We start from the raw sequence: 20,511 nt of genomic DNA on the forward strand, positions 1-20,511 counted from the left end.
GGGCTCCAAGTGCCGCGTCGGGTTCTGGCCGTTCGGTCGACGTGTGGCGGCCCGGTCAGGCGAGGCGGCGTGGCCCGGAGCCGGTCCGCGGGTCGATCCCGGCAGGCGGCGGCCGTAACCTCATCGAAATCTCTGACTGACACGATCCGCTGAGTCCTCGCCCGCTGCGGAGGTGTCGATGTTCCTCACCCGTCACGAGCAAGAACGGCTGATGGTCCATGTCGCGGCCGATCTGGCGTGGCGCCGGCGTGAGCGCGGGCTACGGCTCAACCATCCGGAGGCGGTCGCCGTGATCACGGCGTTCCTGCTGGAGAGCGCCAGGGACGGGCGTACCGTCGCCGAGCTGATGGAGACCGGGCGGACGGTGCTCGGCCGCGACGACGTACTCGACGGTGTCCCGGAGATGATCGCGGAGGTGCAGGTGGAGGCGACCTTCCCGGACGGTACGAAGCTGGTGACCGTACACGAGCCGATTCCGTGACGGGGGCGGGCGTGATCCCCGGCGAACTGCTGCCCGGTACGGGCGACGTGACGATCAACCCCGGCCGGCCGGTACGCACCCTTGCCGTGCGCAACACCGGGGACCGGCCGGTGCAGGTCGGCTCGCACTACCACTTCGCCGAGGCGAACCCGGCGCTGGAGTTCGACCGGGCGGCTGCCTGGGGACACCGGCTCGGGGTACCCGCCGGCACCTCCGTACGGTTCGAGCCCGGCATCGACCGGGACGTCGACCTGGTGCCGCTCGGCGGCGCCCGGATCGTCCCCGGACTGCGCGGCGAGTGCGCCGGCCCGCTCGACCGGGCGGAGCCGCCCGATCCCGACCCGGCCGCACCGCCCCCCGGCGGGGAGGCACCGTGAGCACCATGGACCGGCGCCGGTACGCCGCCCTCTACGGTCCCACCGTCGGCGACCGAATCCGGCTCGCCGACACCAACCTGCTGATCGAGGTCGAACAGGACCACTGCGGGTACGGCGACGAGGCGGTCTTCGGCGGCGGCAAGGTGATCCGCGAGTCGATGGGACAGTCCATGGTCACCCGCGCGGGCGGCGCCCCGGACACGGTGATCACCGGCGCGCTGGTGCTGGACCACTGGGGTGTGGTCAAGGCCGACATCGGCATCCGGGACGGCCGGATCGTCGCGCTCGGCAAGGCCGGCAACCCGGACACCATGGACGGGGTCCACCCGGAACTGGTGATCGGGCCGGGCACCGAGATCATCTCCGGCAACGGCAAGATCCTCACCGCCGGTGCGATCGACAGCCACGTGCACCTGATCTGCCCGCAGATCCTGGAAACCGCGCTGGCCAGTGGGATCACCACGATCATCGGCGGCGGTACCGGCCCGGCCGAGGGGACCAAGGCGACAACTGTCACCCCGAACCCCTGGTATCTGGGGCGGATGCTGGAGGCGCTCGACCCCTGGCCGATCAACGTGGTGCTGCTCGGCAAGGGCAACACGGTGAGCGAGGAGTCGCTCTGGGAACAGCTGCGCGGCGGGGCGGGCGGCTTCAAGCTGCACGAGGACTGGGGCACCACCCCGGCCGCGATCGACGCCTGCCTGCGGGTCGCCGACGCCTCCGGGGTGCAGGTGGCGATCCACACCGACACCCTCAACGAGGCCGGTTTCGTCGAGGACACCCTGCGGGCGATCGGCGGGCGGTCCATCCACGCGTACCACACCGAGGGGGCGGGCGGCGGGCACGCGCCGGACATCATCCGGGTCGCCGCCGAGCCGAACGTACTGCCATCGTCGACGAACCCGACCCGGCCGTACACCCGGAACACCCTCGACGAGCACCTCGACATGCTGATGGTCTGCCACCACCTCAACCCGACCGTGCCGGAGGACCTGGCGTTCGCGGAGAGCCGGATCCGGCCCAGCACCATGGCCGCCGAGGACGTGCTGCACGACCTCGGGGCGATCTCGATGATCGGCTCGGACTCACAGGCGATGGGACGGGTCGGCGAGGTGATCATCCGTACCTGGCAGACCGCGCACGTGATGAAGGCCCGGCGCGGCGCGCTGCCCGGTGACGGCGCCGCCGACAACGCGCGGGCCCGCCGGTACGTCGCCAAATACACCATCTGCCCGGCCGTGGCACACGGCATCGACGGCGAGGTCGGCTCGGTCGAGCCGGGCAAGCTCGCCGACCTGGTGCTCTGGGATCCGGCCTTCTTCGGGGTACGCCCGCATCTGGTACTCAAGGGCGGCATGATCGCGCTCGGCCAGATGGGCGACGCCAACGCCTCGATCCCGACCCCGCAGCCGATGCTGCCCCGGCCGATGTTCGGCGCCTACGGTGCGGCACCCGCCGCGACCAGCCTCGCCTTCGTCGCCCCGGCCGCGATCGACGCGCTGCTCGGCGACCGGATCGGGATCCGCCGCGCGCTGGCCCCGGTCGCCGACACCCGGTCCCGGGGCAAGGCCGACCTGCCGGGCAACGACGCCCTGCCGCGCATCGAGGTCGAGCCGGACACCTTCACGGTACGCATCGACGGTGCGGTCGTGGCGCCCGAGCCGGCGGTGGAGCTGCCGATGGCCCAGCGCTACTTCCTCTTCTGAGTCATGTCCGGACTCGCCACCCTGCTCACCCTCGCCGACGGTCGGCTGCCGGCCGGCGGGCACGCGCACTCGGGCGGGCTGGAGGCCGCGGTGGTCGGCGGCGGGCTGCACGACCTGGCCGGGCTGGCAGCATTCCTGCGCGGCCGGCTGGCCACCACCGGCCGGGTAGGCGCCGCCTTCACCGCCGCCGCCTGCGCCGCCACCACCCCCGCTGGTCCCGCCGACCGGCCGACTGCTGTCGCCGCCACCACCGGGGATCGGCCGGCAGCCACCGCTGGCCCCGCCGACCGGCTGGCGGAACTCGATAACGGGCTCGACGCCCGGACCCCGGCCCCGGCGGTGCGGCGGGCCTCCCGGGTGCAGGGTCGGGCCCTGCTCCGCGCCGGTCGGGCGCTCTGGTCGGTGGACCCGGCCCACCGGGACCTGCACCATCCGGTCGCCCTCGGCGTCGTGGCGGCAGCGGCCGGGCTCGACCCGGCCGAGGCCGCCGTCGCCGGGGCCTACGGCGCGATCAGCGGTCCGGCCAGCGCCGCCGTGCGGCTGCTCGGCCTCGACCCGTACGCGGTACACGCGCTCCTCGCCGAGCTGGCCGGCGAGTGCGACCGGATCGCCGCCGACGCGGTCACCCGGATCGGGGATCCCGTCGACCTGCTGCCCGCCGACTCCGCACCGTTGCTGGAGATCGGTGCCGAGATTCACGCAAGCTGGGAGGTGCGTCTCTTTGCATCCTGAACCACAGTCACAGCATCCTGAACCACAGTCGCAGCATTCTGAACCACACTTGCAGGCCGGGCCGCACGACCATTCGGACGGGGCGGTGCCGCACCGGCATCCTGATCCGGCCGTCGACCCGCACCCGCCGCTGGTCGCCCGAACGTCCGGTACCGCCGGGCCGGTGCGGGTCGGCATCGGTGGCCCGGTCGGCTCCGGCAAGACCGCCCTGGTCGCCGCGCTCTGCCGGGCGCTGGCCGACGAGTACCGGTTGGCGGTGGTCACCAACGACATCTACACCACAGAGGACGCCGACTTCCTGCTCCGCAACGGCGTACTCCCGGCGGAGCGGGTCCGGGCGGTGGAGACCGGCTGCTGCCCGCACACCGCGATCCGGGACGACATCTCCGCCAACCTCGACGCGGTGGAGGAGCTGACCGACGCGCTCGGTCCACTCGACCTGGTGCTGCTCGAGAGCGGCGGCGACAACCTGACCGCCACCTTCAGCCGGGGCCTGGTGGATCGGCAGATCTTCGTTGTGGACGTGGCTGGTGGCGACAAGGTCCCCCGCAAGGGTGGCCCGGGTGTCACCTCCGCCGACCTGCTCGTGATCAACAAGACCGACCTCGCGCCGCTGGTCGGTGCCGACCTGTCGGTGATGGCCCGGGACGCCGCCGCCCGCCGGGGCGACCTGCCGACGGTCTTCCTCTCCCTGGTCGCCGATCCGGTGGCGACCGAGGTGGCCGAGTGGATCCGAGGGCTGGTCGCCAGCCGGCACGGCGAGCCTTCGCGGCTCGGTGGCGGACCCACGCCGACGCCGCGCGGCTGATGCGGGCCCGCGCCCGGCTCGCTGTCGTCGCCGACGGATCCGGGGGCACCCGGCTGACCGTGCTGCGCGGCGATCCACCGCTGCTGCTGCGCCGCACCGGGCCACCCGCCGCCGACGGCGAGGTCCGGCTGCACCTGGTCGGCGGGGCGGCCGGACCGCTCGGCGGCGACGACCTCCAGCTCGACATCGAGGTGGGTCCGGGTGCCCGGCTCTGCGTACGCAGCGTCGCCGCCGCGCTGGCCCTGCCGGGTCCGGCCGGTGCCCAGTCCCGGCTGTCGGTGACCGCCCGGGTCGGGGCCGGCGGCGCGCTGCGCTGGCTGCCCGAGCCGCTGATCGGGGCGACCGGCTGCAACCATGTCACCACCAGCCGCGTCGAGCTGGCCGCCGGTGCCAGCCTGATCTGGCGGGAGGAACTGGTCTGCGGCCGGCACGCCGAGCCGCCCGGCGACGTACGGATCGAGACGACGCTGCGGTACGCCGGCCGTACCCTGCTCCGCAGCGACCTGGCCGTCGGGCCCCGCTCGTCCGGCTGGTCCGGCGCGGCGGTGCTCGGCTCCGCCCGCGCGACCGGATCGGTCCTGATTGTCGAACCCGCCTGGTCCGAAACCGGACCACAGCCCGAGCCCAGGCCGCCGCAGGGGGTCCGGTCCGGCGATGCGGCGGCGGTCCTGCCGCTGGCCGGCGGCCCGGCCGTCCTGATCAGTGCCGTCGGCCCCGATCCGGCAACCGTCCGCGACCACCTCGACAAGCTCTCGGTCCCGCAGGCCTGGTAGTGGTGCGCTTTCCCTGCTGTGGCGCTGGCTGTAGTGACCATGAGCGTTGTTGACGGCGTGTCGACGTGATCGATGAAGAGACCTCCGGCGGGGGTTCGACGAACGGTACGTCACGGCTGGTAACTCTGTCGCTCCGTTTCATTGGCGGTTTCGGCGCGGTCGCCGCGATGCCACAGTAGAGCGACCGACGCAGTGCCGGCGAAAGTGCCGGTCAGCCCACCGACAACGATTTCGGCTCGAGTTCTGATATCGAACGGTATTGACCTCGATCAGCTATGGGGATACCTTCGTCGCACCTGGACGATGAACCGTCCCAGAGGCCAGCACGGGGGTGTCGGCAGTTTCCGCGGTGTCACGCACCGCGAGTTTTCTGTTGCCCTCCGTCAATTGACGATGTCCGTCAAATTCGGGCATCACGGAAGGCAGCCGAATGATTCCAACTACTGATGCACCTGGTTCGGACAAGGACGGCGAATCGCGTCCGACCCATGCCGCACCACCACCCGGCGGGCAACGGTCCTGGTCCCGCCGATCGGTGCTCGGGCTCGCCGGCGCGGGGGCGGCGGGCCTGGTCCTGGGCGGCGGCGCCATGCCGGCGCACGCCGATACCACGGCCGGGAACTGCGCCGAGGACTTTCCGACCGACCTGGTGGTTCCCTTCCACGGCGACCTCGTGTCCCGCAACGAACTCTGGGACCAGCCCACCTTCTATGGTGGCAGCCGCTTCACCGGCGCCTACGACGCGGCCTTCTACCACCGGGTCGAATACTTCCTGGAAGACTTCTACTATCTCGTTCCACAGGACTGGCGACCCGAGATGAGAATCAACGTTCTCGGGGTGCACGTCGACAAGGCCAACAGTTGGCACATGTACGGTCGGGCCATCGATTTCGCCTCTATAACCATGATTGACATCGATGGGGGCAACCGTTTCGCCGCATTCGAGGCCAGAGTGGACTCCTGGGGCACGGCACGTGCCTACGACATCGACCGGATCCGTTACTGGTCGACAATCGCAGCGATGAACTACCGGTCCGCAGACGTCCTGCACCACCGCTACAACGCCGAGCACCGCAACCACGTGCACATGGACAACGGCCGGTCGGGGACGGCAACCAGCACCACCTTCAACTCCGGTTCCCCGGTCCTGATCCGGACCATCCAGTCGTGCCTGACCTACATCTGGGGCCTCTCGGTCTCCATCGACGGCGCGTGGGGATCGCAGACCAGCGGTGCCGTGTCAACGGCACTATCCCGAATCGGCAGGAGCGGGTCCCTCACCAGCGCCGCCAACTGGAAGGCGTTCCTGCACAACAGCACCTGGTACGGCACCAGGGGCGGTTACAGTTCCAGCATCGCCCCGGCTCCGGAGACCCGGCCGGACAAGCCGCTGTAACGGCTGGAGAAGCCTTCACCCCTGTTCGCCCCATGTTGTCCCGTAAGGTGACGACATGCCTGCGGTGCCCTGGTGGGCGGTCTTCTCGGCGGCGACCCTGCCGGTGCTCTTGGCCTTCGGCTGGACCGCCGGGGCCGTACGGCAACCACCCGGCTACGACCCGATCAGCGACACCATCAGCGAGCTGTCGTCGTACGGGACTGTCAACCGGCAGATCCTTGTCGGTTGTCTCGCCGGACTCGGGGTGGCCCACCTGGTCACCGCGATCGGGCTGCGGCCGCTCCGCACCGCCGCCCGCCTGGTCTACGGTCTCGGCGGCGTCGCCACCATCGTGGTGGCGACGGTGCCGAAGATCGACTCCCAGACGCCGAGGGCACATGGCATCGCCGCGGTGGTCGCCTTCGTGGCGCTCGCGGCGTGGCCTGCGGTGGCCACCCTGCCGGTGCCGTCGCGGCACGGTCGGCGGGCCGGCCCTGGTGACCGGGGCCGGCCCTGGGTGCTGCGCCCGGCGGTCGGCGGCACCGCCTCGGGCGTCATGCTCGCGCTCGGGCTGTGGTTGGCGGTGCAGGTGCCCGACGGCGCGTGGACCGGGCTGGCTGAACGGGCCGCGGCCGGCGCCGAGGCGCTCTGGCCGCTTGTCGTCGTGGTGACCCTGTACCGCCGCGGCAACCGCGCGACACGCCGGTCGGCGTGATCGGCCAGGTGGGGCGCCGGCACTACGCCGGCGAACCTACCCGGGATCCCGATCACGCCGACCGGTCGTCGACTCGGGTCACCGCACCTGGCTCGGATCAGTAGACCTGTACGCCGTACGCGTTGAGTGCCTCCACCACCGGCTGGAAGTACGTCGTGCCGCCGATGCTGCAGTTGCCGCTGCCGCCCGAGGTCAGGCCGAGCGCGGTGTTACCGGCGAAGAGCGGGCCGCCGCTGTCGCCCGGCTGGGCGCAGACGGTGGTCCGGATCAGCCCGGAGACGGTACCGCTGCCCTGGTAGGTGACTGTGGCGTTGAGCGCGGTCACCCGGCCACTGCGCAGCCCGGTGGTGCTGCCGCTGCGCTGCACCGACTGGTTGACGGTCGGGTTGGCCGCACCGGTGATGTCCCGGGTGCCGCTGTACAAGTAGACGTTGCCCGGCTGCTGTGCGGTGCTGCTGTACCGCACGATGCCGTAGTCGTTTCCGGGGAAGCTGCTGCCGGCCCGGGTGCCGATGATCGAGCCGCCGGAACTGGCCGACCAGTTCGCCCCGGCGTTGGTGCAGTGCCCGGCGGTGAGGAAGTAGTAGGTGCTGCCGCTGCGGACGTTGAAGCCCAGCGAGCACCGGCTGCCGCTGGTGTAGATCGCCTGTCCGCCGGAGATGGTGGTGCTCAGCGTGCCCGGGATCGACTGGATCCGGACGGCACCGCCGAAGCGCGCGGTGACGGCCTTGATCTTGGCCAGCTTGGCACCGGTGACCGTGCTGTCCACGTCGACCGCGACCTGGTTGCTGACCGGGTCGACATACCAGGCGGTGCCCGGGATCCGGGCCGACCTGTCCAACTCGGCGGTGACCTGGGCCAGTTCGGCGGCACCGCGGGCGACGACCCTGGGGGTCGCCCCGGAGGCCCGGACCTGGCGGGCTGCCGCCTCGTCGGTCACGGTGACGACCATCTTGCCGTCGGCGTCCAGGTAGGTGCCGGCGGACCGGGCGCCGAGCCGCTCGGAGAGCGCCGTCGCGGCCTCCGGGGTGGCGACCGGGGCAGCCTGCGCGGGCACCCCGATCAGCATTCCGGCGACGAGGGATCCGGTCGCGGACGCGATCGCGACAAATCGGATCGATGACCTTGTGGGTCGCATGTAGAGCCTCCCAAGGGGGGTTTGGAGGTGTCTGCGCCGAGTTGGCACATCTGATACGAGTATTCAGACATCTAAGATCATGAACAAGATGCCTAACATATCGCCTGCAACGGGGCGTTCACCTTATGGTCGACTCCGTTGTGGAGACTCAGGTCGCTCTATATGATTCGGCCCACCTCAGCTGGCTCAGGCAACCGCGATCCGGAGGCCGCCCATGTCCGCTCCCCGCCGCACCACCACCCTGCTGTCCACCCTCCTCACCGCCGTCGTGCTCGTCGGCTCGGTCGGGCTCGTCGCCAGCCCCGCACAGGCCGACCCCGGTCCACCGCCCGCCTCGATGGCCAGCCTGGGTGACTCGATCACCCGGGGCTTCAACGCCTGCGGCTGGTACGTCGACTGCCCGTCCCGCTCGTTCGGCACCGGCGACGACTCCGGGGTGAACAGCCACTACCTGCGGATCCGGGCGGTGAACCCGGCGATCAACGGCCGCAACCACAACGACGGGCGCTCCGGCGCCAAGTCCGCCGACATGGCCGGCCAGGCCGACACCGCCGTCTCACAGGGCGTCGACTACGTGACGATGCTGATCGGCGCGAACGACGCCTGCACCAGCTCGGAGTCGAGCATGACCCCGGTGGGAACCTTCCGGAGCAACATCGACGCGGCACTCGGCCGGCTGCGGTCCGGACTGCCGAACGCCCGGGTACTCGTGATCAGCGTGCCGGACATCCAGCGCCTCTGGTCGGTCGGCCGGGGCAGCGTCGCCGCGCGTACGGCCTGGTCGCTCTTTGGCATCTGCCAGTCGATGCTGGCCAACCCGACCTCCACCGCGCAGGCCGACGTGGACCGGCGCAACCGGGTACGGCAACGGGTGGTCGACTACAACAGCCAGCTCGCCCAGGCCTGTGCCGGGTACGGGTCGAACTGCGTCTTCGACGGCAACGCGGTGTTCAACTACCCCTTCACGCTCGGCCAGTTGTCCGGCTGGGACTACTTCCACCCGAACGCCTCCGGGCAGCGGGTACTGGCCGAGATCTCGTACGGCGCCGGGTTCCGCTGGTAGCAGCCGCCCGACCATGCTGTCCGGCCCGGTCGGGTTATCCGGTCGGGTCGGGCGGAGGGCGGTAACCGACGAGGCCGTCCACGGTCGCCACCACCAGCACCCCGGCCAGCGCGACGAGATCGGTCACCGGTGCGCCCATCTCGATGATCCGGCCCGGTCGTCCCGGCTCGCCGACGGGCTGCCACCGCAGCACGCTGCCGTCCGCCGCCACCAGCCAGCTCGCCCGGTCTGCCTGGACGACCGCCAGCGACCGCACCGGCCGGGTGGCCGTCAGCACGACGACGGGCTCGGGCGGCAGCTCGTCGGTGGGCGGCAGGGCCGCCCCGGCATCGGTTTCGTTGTCGCTCAGTCGGGCGGCCCGGATCGACCGGACCAGGTCGGTGACGTCGGCGCAGCGGACCTGGCCGTTGCGGCCGGCCCCGAAGACCAGGGCGCGCCCGTGCACAGTCGCGGCCACCACCGCGTACGCGGCGCCGCCGTGGCCGTCCAGCACCGTCCAGCCGGAGGAGCCGGCGCCGAGTTCCCAGAGCCGTACGGTGTCGTCCTCGGCGGCGGTCAACCCGACCGGTACCCCGGCCAGCTCGGCGACCGCCACCGCGCGGATCCGTCCGGAGTGGCTGGTCAGCGGCCCGTCCAGCCGGCCGGCCGTGACGTCGCCCCGGAACAGCGTGGCACCGTCGGCCACCAGCAGCACCCGGCGACCGTCAAACATCCCGACGGCGAGCGGTCCCAGCGGCGCCGGGTCGCCAGCCACCCCCGAGTCGCCCACCGGCTGCGCACCGGGGCGGCCCGGCCGGTACCTGCCGACCGGCAGCGCGCCGATCCGGTCGCCGGTGGCCGGATCCCGGAGCTCCACCCGCTCGGGGCCGACCTCGGCGAGCAGCGGATGCGTGCCGGGGGCCAGCGTCAGATCTTCCGGGGTACCGCGCAGCGGCAGCTCGACCTCTCCGCCGGTACCGGGCTCGAATCCCCGGGCCGGGTGCCCGGGGAAGGCCGCGAGCAGTACCGGCCGGCCCGGTGACCCGCCGGTCGCGAGGCGGGACCGGGAAACGTCCGGGAGATCAGCCGTCCTCTCCTCCCGGTCGGTCGACGGAGGATCACGGCGGAACGGGTACGGCCGCTCCGGGTCCCAGACCCAGACCAGGCCCGCACCGTCCCCGGTGACCAGCATCGGCCGTCCGGCGATCTCGGCTCCGATCGTCCGGGTCGGCGCCGCCTCGTACGGGTAGCGGAACGCCTCGCCGAGCTGCCGGCCGGTCTCCGGCAACCAGGCCCGTACCGTCGCGTCGTCGCCGCTCCACAGCACCGCACGCCCACCGAGCCGGCCGACGAGTACCGAGTTGACCTGGCCGGTGTGCCCGGTGAACGCCGGTCCGAGAGGGCGCCCGGCGCGCAGATCCCAGCCCTGGGCGACCCGGCCGGCCGCGCCGAGCAGGATCCGCCGGCCGGACAGTTCCGCGAAGGTCAGCACGCTCACCAGCCCGGGGACCTCGAAGGCGTACCCGCCGAGCGGCTCGACCCGGACGCCGTCCCCGCCCGGCGTCGACGCCAGCCGCCACAGCGACACCCGACCGGTACTCGTGCCGACCGCCAGTACGGCGCCCTGCCCCGCCTCGGTCGCGGCAAGCACGCTGATCCGGTCACCACCGGTCCGCAGCGTGTGCACCCGGGCGCCCCGGTCAGCGCCGAGCGCCCAGATCTCAAGGTGCGGCGACCCGCCGGTCAGCACCGCGAACGGGCGACCGGCCAGTGTGACGCTCGCCAGCGACCGCACGTCGCCGCACCACTGCCGCCAGCGGGAGCGGCCGGTGTCGAGGTCGCTGACCTGGAGGTAACCGGCCCCGGCGCCCGAGACGACCAACTGCTCGCCGCCGATCCGGGCGGTCGCGGACGACCGCGCGTGCGCCCGTTCGTCCACCGCGCCGACCAGCACGCCGTCGGGCAGGTCGAGCACCACCCGGGCCCCGGCGTAGCTGGTGACCAGCGCCCGGGGGCGGCCGGTCCGGTCGTCGGTGAACCCGACCAGCGCGGTGACCCAGGCCGGCACCGGCTGGTACGGCCCGGGGCGGGCCGGCAACGGCCGGGGTGGCCGGCCGGAGACGCCCCAGCTCCAGAGCGGTGCGCCGGTCCAGGGTGGATCGGTCATCGGCGGCACGCCGTTCCGGGAGGCCACCCGTCCGCCGGGGCGATGGCCGGGAAAAACGGAAACACGATGGTGGCGATCTCTCGTGGAGGCTCGGCCGGCGCCAGATCCACGGCGGAGTCGGCTGGCGAGTCGACCGTAAGGGGGCTGAGAGGTGATCGGGCGACGCCAGCGCATCGACGATCGGTTACCGCATCCTATTCGGGGTGGCAGGTCGGGCCGGACCTCGCGCAAGGACCGGCATGCCCGACACAGAGGGCATGCCGGACACGGCGGGCAGCGACGGACTCCGCCCGCACCAGCGACGACGCACCCTCGACCGAGAGCAGGACGACCCTGGACCGAGCGCAGGACGGAACCTCGACCGAGAGCAGGGCGGAACCTAGACCGAGAGCAGTGAGTGCAGCGACGGATCGCGCAGGTCGGCCCGGTCACCGGAGCGGACCACCTCGCCGGCGTCGAGGATCACGAACCGGTCGGCGAGCCGTAGTGCCAGGTCCAGGTACTGCTCGACAAGCAGGATGGCGAGCCCGAGTTCGCTGTGCAGCCGCTGGATCGCCTCCTCGATCTCCAGGATGATCGACGGCTGGATGCCCTCGGTCGGCTCGTCCAGCAGCAGCATCTTCGGCCGGCTGACCAGCGCCCGGGCGATGGCGAGTTGCTGCTGCTGCCCACCGGATAGGAAGCCGGCCCGGCGCTTGAGCAGCCCCGGCAGCGCCGGGAAGAGGTCGAGGGCCTCGTCCACCGCTCCCCGACTGGCCTCGCCGGCCGCCTCCGCCGCCACCTGGAGGTTCTCCCCGACGGTGAGCTGCGGAAAGGTCTCGTGGCCGGGTGGCACGTAGCCGAGTCCCCGGCGTACCCGGTCGTGGGTCCTGCACCCGGTGATGTCCTCCCCGGCGAAGTGCACCCGGCCGGCCCGGACCGGCAGTACGCCCATGATCGCCTTGAGCAGTGTCGTCTTGCCGACCCCGTTGCGTCCCATCACGCAGACCAGGGAACCGGCCGGCGCCACCAGGTCCACCCCGAAGAGCACCTGCGCCCGCCCGTACGCCACGTCCAGGCCCTGCACGGTGAGCATCACGACGCCTCCTTGACCAACTCGGCGCTCTCCTTGCGACTCCGGCCGAGATAGACCTCCTGCACCCGGGGATCGGCCTGCACCTGCGCCACCGTCCCCTCGCAGAGCAGCCGGCCCTCGTGCAGCACCGTCACGGTGCTGGCGAACCGGCGCAGGAAGTCCATGTCGTGTTCCACCACGATCACCGTGTGCTCCCTGGCCACCTGCCGGAGCAGTTCGCCGGTCCGGGCCCGCTCGTCCCGGCTCATCCCGGCCACCGGCTCGTCCAGCAGGAGCAGGCTGGGCCGCTGGGCGAGCAGCATGCCGATCTCCAGCCACTGCCGCTGCCCGTGCGAGAGCACCCCGGCCGGCCGGTCGGCCAACCCGGCCAGCCCGGTGGTCTCCAGCGCCGCCGCCACCTGGTCGGCGATGCCCCGGCGCCGCCGCAGCAGGGTGCCGAGCGGGCGCCGGAACGTCGCGGCCAGATCCAGATTCTCCAGTACGGTCAACTGCTCGAAGACCACCGACGTCTGGAAGGTACGGCCGATGCCGAGCCGGACGATCTGGTGCTCCCGCCGCCCCACCAGCTCGTTACCGGCGAAGTGGACCGAACCGGAGGCGGGCCTGGTCAGCCCGGTGATCACGTCGATCAGGGTGGTCTTGCCTGCCCCGTTCGGCCCGATCAGGAAGCGCAGCTCACCGGCGCTGACCGTGAAGTCGAGGTCGGTGACGGCCCGGAAGCCGGAGAAGACCACGTTCAGCCCGCGTACCCGCAGCAGTTCGCTCATGCCGGTTCCTCCGCCCGGTTGGCGGCCACCGGCACCCCGGCCGGCGGGCGTTCGGCCGGTGTGACGAGGACCGGGTCGACGGGGGCGGATCCGTTCGCTGCCGGCGTACCCGACGGGGGCGCAGCCGCGACGGAGCGGGCCGGACGGCGGCGCCGGTGCCGGACGGCGGCCCGCAGGTCGGCGACGAGCCCGGCGAGCCCGCGCGGCGCCCAGAGCATCACCACCACGAACATCGCGCCCTGGAGATAGATCCAGTTGTCGGCCGACTCCTCGCTGAAGATGGTCTTGGCGTAGTTGACCAGCAGGGCGCCGCCGACCGCCCCGGCCAGCGAGAACCGGCCGCCGATCGCCACCCCGATCAGCAGTTCGAGCGAGGCGACGATGCCCAGGTTGGCCGGGCTGAGCAGGCCGACCATCGGCACGAAGAGCGCACCGGCGATCCCGGCCATCCCGGCGGAGACGGCGAACGCGATGGTCTTCACCACGGCCGGCTCGTAGCCGAGGAAGCGCACCCGGTCCTCGCCGTCGCGGACGGCGAGCAGCAACTGCCCGAACCGGCTGCGGGAGAGCTGCCAGGCGAGCAGGAACATCGCCCCGAGCACGCCCACCACGACCAGGTAGAGGATCCGCTTGTCGCCCGGCTGGTAGAGATCCAGGCCGTAGAACATCTGGAAGTTGGTCAACCCGTTCGTGCCGCCGGTCAGCCCCTGCTGGCCGACCAGCAGGATCACGAACGCGGCGGCAAGCGCCTGGGAGAGCACGGCGAAGTAGGCGCCCCGGACCCGCTGCCGGAACACCAGCAGGCCGAGCAGCACCGCGACCGTGACCGGCAACAGCACCACCATGGCGAGCGCGAAGACCGGATTGGCGAACGGCCGCCAGAGCGCGGGCAGGCTCTCCACCCCGCTCCAGACCATGAAGTCCGGCAGCCCGCCGGGGCCGGCCTCGCGCAGTTTCAGGTGCATCCCCATGGCGTAGCCGCCGAGGCCGAAGAAGACGCCCTGGCCGAGGGTGAGCATCCCGCCCCGACCCCAGGCCAGGCCGATCCCGACCGCCACGATGGCGTAGCAGAGGTACTTGCCGAGCAGGTCCAGCCGGAACGGCGACAGTACCGCCGGAGCGACAAGTACCAGCAGCAGGCCGGCGGCGACGAAGAGCGCCGGGCCGGCCAGCCGGCGCCGCGGCGGGCCGGCCGCCCGGTCCGGCCCGGACGCGACCGCCCCGGTCACGACAGTGCCCGGGTACGCACGACGAACATCCCCTGTGGACGGAGCTGGAGGAACCCGATGATCACGGCGAACACCACCACCTTGGCGAAACTGGCCCCGTTGTCGACCCAGAACTCGACGAAGCTGTTCAGGATGCCGAGGGCGAAGGCGGCGATGACCGCGCCCCGGAGTTGTCCGAGGCCGCCGGCGACGACCACCAGGAACGCGTCCACGATGTAGTTGGTGCCGAGGGTGGGCCCGACCGGACCGATCAGGGTGAGCGCCACCCCGGCGACCCCGGCCAGGCCGGAGCCGATGAAGAAGGTGAGCTGGTCGACCCGTTCGGTGGCCACCCCGCTGACCGCGGCGAGCTGCCGGTTCTGCATCACCGCGCGCATCCGCCGGCCGTGCCGCAGCCGGGTCAGGTAGAGCCAGATCGCCACCACGCAGCCGACCGCGAGCAGCATGATGAAGACCCGGTTGTACGGCAGCCGTACGCCGCCGAGGTCGAGACCGCCGGTGAGCCAGCCCGGTGCGCGTACCTGCACGTTCGGCGCGCCGAAGATGTCCCGGGCGACCTGTTGCAGGACGAGGCTGATCCCCCAGGTGAGCAGCAGGGTGTCCAGTGGTCGTCCGTAGAAGTGCCGGATCGCCAGCCGTTCGAGGATCAGCCCCAGCACCCCGGAGACGGCGAACGCCAGCGGCAGGGCGACCAGCACCGACTGGGTACCGACAAGCGGTTGCAGCAGGTACGCGGTGTAGGCGCCGGCCATGATGAACTCGCCGTGGGCCATGTTGATCACGCCCATCTGGCCGAACGTGAAGGTCAGACCGAGGGCGATCAGGAGCAGCACCGCTCCGATGCTCGCCCCGATCACCAGTTGGTTGAGTGTCGCCATGGCGCCGGCACCTCCGTCCCGGTTCGCGGCCGTCGGTCGGGGTTCATCCGGTACTCAGGAGAGGCCGGCGGCCCACGGGTACCCCTTGAGGTAGGGGTCGGGCTTGATCGGCTTGCCGGAGTTCCAGACCTCCCTGATCTGGCCGTCCGGCTGGACCAGCCCGATCCGGGCGGTCTTGAAGACGTGCTGGTTCTCGCCGTCGATGGTGACGGTCCCCTCGGGGGTCTCCAGGGAGATCCCGGCCGACGCCTTCTTCACCGCCTCGACCTCCACGCTGCCGGCCTTCTTGACCGCCTCCGCCCAGAGGTGGACGGCGTTGTAACCGGCCTCCATCGGGTCGGAGGTGACCTTGGCGGCGCCGTACTTCGCCTTGAACGCCTTGACGAAGGTCTCGTTCCGGGCCCCGGCCGTGGTCTGGTAGTAGTTCCAGGCCACCAGGTGGCCGGCGACGTTCTCCGGGCCGATGCCGACGACCTCCTCCTCGGCGACGCTCACCGAGACGGTGGGCATCGTCTCGGCGGTGATGCCGCTGCTGCGCAACTGCTTGAAGAAGGCGACGTTGCTGTCCCCGTTCAGGGTGTTGAAGACGGCGTCCGGCTTGGCCTGCTGGAGCTTGTTCACCACGGTGCTGTACTCGGTGTGCCCGAGCGGCGTGTACTCCTCGCCGAGCACGGTCATCCCGTTCGCCGCCGCGTACGCCTTGATGATCTTGTTTGCGGTACGCGGGAAGACGTAGTCGCTGCCGACCAGGAAGATGCTCTTCTTGCCCTGCTCCTTGAGGTAGTCGAGGCCGGGCACGATCTGCTGGTTGGTGGTCGCCCCGGTGTAGAAGATGTACGGCGAGCTCTCCAGCCCCTCGTACTGGACCGGATACCAGAGCAGCGCCCTGTTGCGCTCGAAGACCGGCAGCATCGCCTTGCGGCTGGCCGAGGTCCAGCCGCCGAAGACGCATGCGACCCGGTCGGCGGAGATGAGCTTCTGTGCCTTCTCGGCAAAGGTGGGCCAGTCCGAGGCGCCGTCCTCGACGACGGGTTCGAGCTTCTTGCCGAGTACCCCACCGGCCGCATTGATCTCTTCGATGGCGAGCAGTTCGGCGTCCCGTACGGTCACCTCGCTGATCGCCATGGTGCCGCTCAACGAGTGCAGGACGCCGACCTTGATGGTGCCTCCACTGCCAGCGCCCGACGCCGTCGTCGGATCTTCGGCACATCCGCCAACGGCAAGCAACACCGCCGCCGCGACCAGCATGACCAGCCGGTTCCGCACGCCTCGTGGCATCCGCCTCTCCCCTTTCGCCGCAGGACCGCTGCGTAGTGCGAGAACCGTAGGAATGATGGATTTCATGAATCTGAGTTCATCGATGTCCGTCGTGTTAACGAACCCTCACAACGCAAATCGATCACCGAGGTCACGCAGACGGTACGCACCCGGGCTATACACGTGGTGTATACGCCTGGTGTAGAGTCCCCGGCATGTCGATCGGACAGACTTTCCTGGGCCTCCTGGAGGCCAGCCCACGGCACGGTTACGAGCTGAAACGGGTCTACGACGAGCGCTTCGGCCAGGGCCGCCCGCTGCACTACGGGCAGGTCTACTCGACGCTGGCCCGGCTGCTGCGCAGCGGCCTGGTCACCGTCGACGGGGTCGAGCCCGGCGCCGGCCCGGAGCGCAAGCGCTACGCCATCACCGATGCCGGGGTCACCGACGTGCAGCACTGGCTGAGCCGACCGGAGAAACCCGACACCTACCTACAGAACACCCTCTACGCCAAGGTCGTACTCGGGCTGCTCACCGGCCGCGACGCCGCCGACATCCTCGACGTGCAGCGCGCCGAGCACCTGCGACTGATGCGTACCCTCACCCGGCGCAAGGCCGACGGCGACCTCGCCGACCAGCTCATCTGCGACTTCGCGCTCTTCCATCTGGAGGCCGACCTGCGGTGGCTGGAGCTGACCGCCGCCCGCCTCGACCAACTCGCCGCCACGCTCACCGCCGATCCACCCGCCGCAGGGCAAGGTCCGGCACAGCAACACGACGGCCCGACCGGACGCGAGGTGCCGGCATGAACACCGAGGACCAGCCACTGCTCGCCGCGATAGCGCTGCACAAGACCTACGGGACGACTCCGGCCCTGGACGGTGCCAGCCTGGCGATCCGGGCCGGCGAGGTGGTGGCCGTGATGGGTCCCTCCGGCTCCGGCAAGTCGACCCTGCTGCACTGCCTGGCCGGGATCGTCGGTCCGGACGCCGGCACGGTGCGCTACCGCGACCGGGAACTCTCCGCGATGTCTGACGCCGAACGCAGCGCGCTGCGCCGCAGCGAGTTCGGCTTCGTGTTCCAGTTCGGCCAACTGGTGCCGGAACTGAGCTGCCTGGAGAACGTCGCGCTGCCGCTGCGGCTGGCCGGGGTGCGCCGCCGCGAGGCCGAGCGCCGGGCGACGGAGTGGCTGGCCCGGCTGGAGGTCACCGATGTCGCCGGGCAGCGCCCCGGCGAGGTTTCCGGCGGGCAGGGGCAGCGGGTCGCGGTGGCCCGGGCCCTGGTCAGCGCGCCCCGGGTCGTCTTCGCCGACGAGCCGACCGGTGCGTTGGACTCGCTCAACGGCGAGCAGGTGATGCGGCTGCTCACCGGGGCGGCCCGGGAGGCTGGCGCCGCCGTCGTGCTTGTCACGCACGAGCCCCGGGTCGCCGCGTACGCCGATCGGGAGGTCGTGGTGCGCGACGGGCGTACCCGGGAAACCGTGCTGGCGGACCGATGAGCCGGCACCGCGCCACCGGGTGGGTGGCGGATCTCGCCCTCGGCGCCCGGCTGGTCTTCGCCGGTGGCCGCAACGGGTTGCTGCGCACCCTGATGACCGCCGTCGGGGTGGGTCTCGGGGTGGCCCTGCTGCTGACCAGCGCCTCCGTCTCGACGATGCTCGACGGGCGGTCGGAGCGCAACGCCGCCCGCGACGACCAGTTCTTCGGGGCCGCCCAGCCGCCGCCCGGCGACCGGACCCTGCTCGTCACGGCGGCCGACACCGTCTACCGGGACGAGGTGATCCGGGGCCGGCTGCTCCAGCCCGACGGCGCGCATCCGCCGGTACCGCCGGGGCTGACCCGGCTTCCCGGCCCCGGTGAGCTGGTCGTCTCCCCCGCGCTGGCCCGGCTGCTCGACTCGCCGGACGGGGCGCTGCTGCGGCCCCGGCTGGACCATCCCGTCGTCGGCACCATCGCCGACCAGGGCCTCTCCGGCCCCAACGAGTACGCCTACTACCTCGGCAGCGACCAGCTCCGGCCGGGCGGCCCCACGATACGGATCGACCACTTCGGTTCCGGGTCGCGCCCCGAGGGGCTCGATCCGGTCCTGATGCTGCTCGTCCTGATCATCTTCGTGGTGCTGCTGCTGCCGATCGCGGTCTTCATCGCCGCCGCCGTGCGCTTCGGCGGCGAGGCCCGGGACCGGCGCCTCGCCGCGCTCCGGCTGGTCGGTGCGGACGCGGTCACCACCCGGCGGGTCGCGGCCGGTGAGGCGCTGGTCGGCGCGCTCTTCGGACTGCTGGCCGGCGCGGTCTTCTTCCTGCTCGGCCGGCAACTCGTCGAACAGGTCACCCTGGAGGGGATCAGCGTCTTCGCCGGAGACGTCCGGCCGAGCCCGGCGCTGGCCGTCCTGATCGCACTGGCGGTACCCGCGGTCGCCGTCGCGGTCGCCCAGCTCGCGCTGCGCCGGATCGTCGTCGAGCCGCTCGGTGTGGTACGCCGGTCGGCCAACCGGCGGCGCCGGCTGTGGTGGCGGCTGACCCTGCCGATCGTCGGCGCCGCACTGCTGGCTCCGCTGACCGGCGGGATCGACCAGACCGGTGGCCCGGTCAACCAGGCCCAGGTGATCACCGGAGTCGCCCTGCTGCTGGTCGGGGTCGCCGCGCTGCTGCCCTGGCTGGTCGAGTCCGTGGTGGGCCGGTTGCGCGGCGGCAGCGTCTCCTGGCAGCTCGCCATCCGGCGGCTGCAACTCGACAGCGAGTCCTCGGCCCGGATGGTCAGCGGCGTCGCGGTCGCGGTCGCCGGCGGGATCGCCCTGCAGATGCTCTTCGCCGGGGTGCAACACGAATACGTCAAGGCCACCGGCCACGACGTCAGCCGGGCCCAGGCGATGGTGGTCGCCCGGGAGGGACTCACCGGGGCCGACCCCGGCGCCCTGACCGAGCGGTTCCGGACCATATCCGGGGTCGACGCGGCGGTCGGCGTTTTCGACACCACCGTCTCGCCGGTCGGTTGGACGCCCGACGAGTACGGCGAGCGGCCGGCGACCCTGCTGCGGATCGCGGACTGCGCGGCGCTGCGCGAACTCGCCGACCCGGGACGCTGTGTGGACGGTGACGTGTTCCAGGTCGCCGGCGAACAGCCGTTGGACGCCGCGAACGTCCCGACACCCGGCCGGGAGTTGGAGATTGGCATCCGGGACCCGGCGACGACCACCAGGTGGACCGTCCCGGCCGGTCTGCGGACCGTGCCCGGCCGGACCGACCCGGCCGGCAACCAGTTCACCGGCCTGCTCGCCACCCCCGGCGCGCTCGACCCGGGCACGCTGCGCGGCCTCGGTGCCAGGGTCTACCTCAGCATGGATCTGGGCCGGCCCGACACCATCGAACTGGTCCGCAACGCGGCGGCCGCAATCGACCCGGTGGCGCAGGTGCAGACGTTGCGGGCCACCGAGGAGGTCACCCGGTTCGCCCAGATCCGCCGTGCGCTCTACGTCGGGGTGGTGGCCACGCTGCTGCTGCTCGGGGCCAGCCTGCTCGTCGGCATCCTGGAGCAGTTGCGGGAGCGGCGCCGCGCGCTTGCCGTACTCGTGGCGTTCGGCACCCGGCGCGGCACCCTGAGTACCTCGGTACTCTGGCAGACCGCCGTACCTGTGCTGCTCGGGCTCGCCCTGGCGATCGGACTGGGTACGGCGCTCGGCGCCATCCTGCTGGTCCTGGTCGGTCAGCCGGTACGCCTCGACTGGCCCAGCATCGCCAGCATGTCCGGGATCGCCGGTGCCGTCGTCCTGCTGGTGACCGCGCTCAGCCTGCCCGCGCTGTGGCGGCTGCTCCGCCCGACCGGACTGCGCACGGAGTGAACGTCTCCCCGGCCCCGGGTCGCCGATCGACATCCATCGGGGTCGGCAGGCCACGGGGCCGGGGACGACAGCGGCTCGCCGGTACAGAAAGGAGTGTCCGGCTTCCGGCTCCGCCACTCATGCCCCATGCTGCTAGATAGGTGACCCAGCCTGG

The 20,511-nt window shown here is 71.8% G+C and carries 19 protein-coding genes; 12 read left to right on the forward strand and 7 right to left on the reverse strand.

Annotated elements, in window-relative coordinates; genetic code table 11:
* Window positions 1-178: 178 nt before the first annotated feature.
* The 8 genes from CLT71_RS09380 (at window position 179) to CLT71_RS09415 (ending at window position 6,967) form a co-directional block, all read left to right on the forward strand.
* Window positions 179-481, forward strand: coding sequence for an urease subunit gamma (locus tag CLT71_RS09380; RefSeq protein WP_101371287.1), 303 nt, complete (start codon window positions 179-181; stop codon window positions 479-481).
* Window positions 478-858 (forward strand): urease subunit beta, encoded by a 381-nt coding sequence (locus CLT71_RS09385; protein ID WP_486483162.1) that lies wholly within the window; start codon window positions 478-480, stop codon window positions 856-858. Before CLT71_RS09380 ends, CLT71_RS09385 begins: the two co-directional genes overlap by 4 nt.
* Window positions 855-2,564 carry an urease subunit alpha gene (locus CLT71_RS09390; RefSeq protein ID WP_101366769.1) on the forward strand — a complete coding sequence of 570 codons (1,710 nt, stop codon included), beginning with the start codon at window positions 855-857 and terminating at the stop codon, window positions 2,562-2,564. The genes CLT71_RS09385 and CLT71_RS09390 overlap by 4 nt, the downstream gene beginning before the upstream one ends.
* A gap of 3 nt (window positions 2,565-2,567) precedes the next feature.
* Complete coding sequence (locus CLT71_RS09395; RefSeq protein ID WP_101366770.1) at window positions 2,568-3,296, forward strand: urease accessory UreF family protein; 729 nt, start codon at window positions 2,568-2,570, stop codon at window positions 3,294-3,296.
* Window positions 3,297-3,381: 85 nt separating this feature from the next.
* Complete coding sequence (gene ureG / locus CLT71_RS09400; protein WP_101371289.1) at window positions 3,382-4,104, forward strand: urease accessory protein UreG; 723 nt, start codon at window positions 3,382-3,384, stop codon at window positions 4,102-4,104.
* Window positions 4,023-4,877 (forward strand): urease accessory protein UreD, encoded by an 855-nt coding sequence (locus tag CLT71_RS09405; protein WP_486483163.1) that lies wholly within the window; start codon window positions 4,023-4,025, stop codon window positions 4,875-4,877. Before ureG ends, CLT71_RS09405 begins: the two co-directional genes overlap by 82 nt.
* A gap of 535 nt (window positions 4,878-5,412) precedes the next feature.
* Complete coding sequence (locus CLT71_RS09410; RefSeq protein WP_101366772.1) at window positions 5,413-6,273, forward strand: hypothetical protein; 861 nt, start codon at window positions 5,413-5,415, stop codon at window positions 6,271-6,273.
* Between the two features lie 55 nt (window positions 6,274-6,328).
* Entirely contained in the window at window positions 6,329-6,967 is a 639-nt protein-coding gene (locus CLT71_RS09415) for a DUF998 domain-containing protein (protein ID WP_101366773.1), read from the forward strand.
* Between the two features lie 97 nt (window positions 6,968-7,064).
* On the opposite strand, the gene CLT71_RS09420 is transcribed toward CLT71_RS09415, so the two are convergent.
* Window positions 7,065-8,105: an alpha-lytic protease prodomain-containing protein gene (locus CLT71_RS09420; protein WP_101366774.1), complete on the reverse strand. Its 1,041-nt coding sequence runs from the start codon at window positions 8,103-8,105 to the stop codon at window positions 7,065-7,067.
* Window positions 8,106-8,319: 214 nt separating this feature from the next.
* Between CLT71_RS09420 and CLT71_RS09425 the strand changes: the two genes are divergently transcribed.
* Complete coding sequence (locus CLT71_RS09425) at window positions 8,320-9,168, forward strand: GDSL-type esterase/lipase family protein (RefSeq protein WP_101366775.1); 849 nt, start codon at window positions 8,320-8,322, stop codon at window positions 9,166-9,168.
* A gap of 34 nt (window positions 9,169-9,202) precedes the next feature.
* On the opposite strand, the gene CLT71_RS09430 is transcribed toward CLT71_RS09425, so the two are convergent.
* The 6 genes from CLT71_RS09430 to urtA form a co-directional block, all read right to left on the reverse strand.
* A complete protein-coding gene (locus tag CLT71_RS09430) occupies window positions 9,203-11,314 on the reverse strand; it encodes a hypothetical protein (RefSeq protein ID WP_143743421.1) in 2,112 nt (703 codons plus the stop codon).
* A gap of 379 nt (window positions 11,315-11,693) precedes the next feature.
* Window positions 11,694-12,389 carry an urea ABC transporter ATP-binding subunit UrtE gene (gene urtE / locus CLT71_RS09435; protein ID WP_101366777.1) on the reverse strand — a complete coding sequence of 232 codons (696 nt, stop codon included), beginning with the start codon at window positions 12,387-12,389 and terminating at the stop codon, window positions 11,694-11,696.
* Complete coding sequence (gene urtD / locus CLT71_RS09440; protein ID WP_101366778.1) at window positions 12,389-13,156, reverse strand: urea ABC transporter ATP-binding protein UrtD; 768 nt, start codon at window positions 13,154-13,156, stop codon at window positions 12,389-12,391. The genes urtE and urtD overlap by 1 nt, the downstream gene beginning before the upstream one ends.
* A complete protein-coding gene (gene urtC / locus CLT71_RS09445) occupies window positions 13,153-14,385 on the reverse strand; it encodes an urea ABC transporter permease subunit UrtC (protein WP_101366779.1) in 1,233 nt (410 codons plus the stop codon). Before urtC ends, urtD begins: the two co-directional genes overlap by 4 nt.
* Window positions 14,382-15,263 (reverse strand): urea ABC transporter permease subunit UrtB, encoded by an 882-nt coding sequence (gene urtB / locus CLT71_RS09450; protein ID WP_101366780.1) that lies wholly within the window; start codon window positions 15,261-15,263, stop codon window positions 14,382-14,384. The genes urtC and urtB overlap by 4 nt, the downstream gene beginning before the upstream one ends.
* Before the next feature lie 54 nt (window positions 15,264-15,317).
* The gene (gene urtA / locus CLT71_RS09455) at window positions 15,318-16,541 is read right to left on the reverse strand and encodes an urea ABC transporter substrate-binding protein (RefSeq protein ID WP_199187562.1); all 1,224 of its coding nucleotides are present in this window, start codon (window positions 16,539-16,541) and stop codon (window positions 15,318-15,320) included.
* A 194-nt stretch (window positions 16,542-16,735) separates the two neighbouring features.
* On the opposite strand from urtA, the gene CLT71_RS09460 reads away from it, so the two are divergent.
* The 3 genes from CLT71_RS09460 to CLT71_RS09470 are packed head-to-tail and all read left to right on the forward strand — an operon-like array spanning window position 16,736 to window position 20,357.
* Window positions 16,736-17,329, forward strand: coding sequence for a PadR family transcriptional regulator (locus CLT71_RS09460; RefSeq protein ID WP_101366781.1), 594 nt, complete (start codon window positions 16,736-16,738; stop codon window positions 17,327-17,329).
* Window positions 17,326-18,018 carry an ABC transporter ATP-binding protein gene (locus tag CLT71_RS09465; protein WP_101366782.1) on the forward strand — a complete coding sequence of 231 codons (693 nt, stop codon included), beginning with the start codon at window positions 17,326-17,328 and terminating at the stop codon, window positions 18,016-18,018. The genes CLT71_RS09460 and CLT71_RS09465 overlap by 4 nt, the downstream gene beginning before the upstream one ends.
* Entirely contained in the window at window positions 18,015-20,357 is a 2,343-nt protein-coding gene (locus CLT71_RS09470) for an FtsX-like permease family protein (protein WP_101366783.1), read from the forward strand. Before CLT71_RS09465 ends, CLT71_RS09470 begins: the two co-directional genes overlap by 4 nt.
* Window positions 20,358-20,511: the final 154 nt, after the last annotated feature.

The organism is Plantactinospora sp. CNZ320 (assembly GCF_002846275.1).

Coding starts and splice junctions, on each gene's coding strand:
- CLT71_RS09380 (WP_101371287.1), top strand. CDS start 179: ATGTTCCTCACCCGTCACGAGCAAGAACGGCTGATGGTCCATGTCGCG.
- CLT71_RS09395 (WP_101366770.1), top strand. CDS start 2,568: ATGTCCGGACTCGCCACCCTGCTCACCCTCGCCGACGGTCGGCTGCCG.
- CLT71_RS09415 (WP_101366773.1), top strand. CDS start 6,329: ATGCCTGCGGTGCCCTGGTGGGCGGTCTTCTCGGCGGCGACCCTGCCG.
- CLT71_RS09420 (WP_101366774.1), bottom strand. CDS start 8,105: ATGCGACCCACAAGGTCATCGATCCGATTTGTCGCGATCGCGTCCGCG.
- CLT71_RS09425 (WP_101366775.1), top strand. CDS start 8,320: ATGTCCGCTCCCCGCCGCACCACCACCCTGCTGTCCACCCTCCTCACC.
- CLT71_RS09430 (WP_143743421.1), bottom strand. CDS start 11,314: ATGACCGATCCACCCTGGACCGGCGCACCGCTCTGGAGCTGGGGCGTC.
- urtE (WP_101366777.1), bottom strand. CDS start 12,389: ATGCTCACCGTGCAGGGCCTGGACGTGGCGTACGGGCGGGCGCAGGTG.
- urtD (WP_101366778.1), bottom strand. CDS start 13,156: ATGAGCGAACTGCTGCGGGTACGCGGGCTGAACGTGGTCTTCTCCGGC.
- urtB (WP_101366780.1), bottom strand. CDS start 15,263: ATGGCGACACTCAACCAACTGGTGATCGGGGCGAGCATCGGAGCGGTG.
- urtA (WP_199187562.1), bottom strand. CDS start 16,541: ATGCCACGAGGCGTGCGGAACCGGCTGGTCATGCTGGTCGCGGCGGCG.
- CLT71_RS09460 (WP_101366781.1), top strand. CDS start 16,736: ATGTCGATCGGACAGACTTTCCTGGGCCTCCTGGAGGCCAGCCCACGG.
- CLT71_RS09465 (WP_101366782.1), top strand. CDS start 17,326: ATGAACACCGAGGACCAGCCACTGCTCGCCGCGATAGCGCTGCACAAG.
- CLT71_RS09470 (WP_101366783.1), top strand. CDS start 18,015: ATGAGCCGGCACCGCGCCACCGGGTGGGTGGCGGATCTCGCCCTCGGC.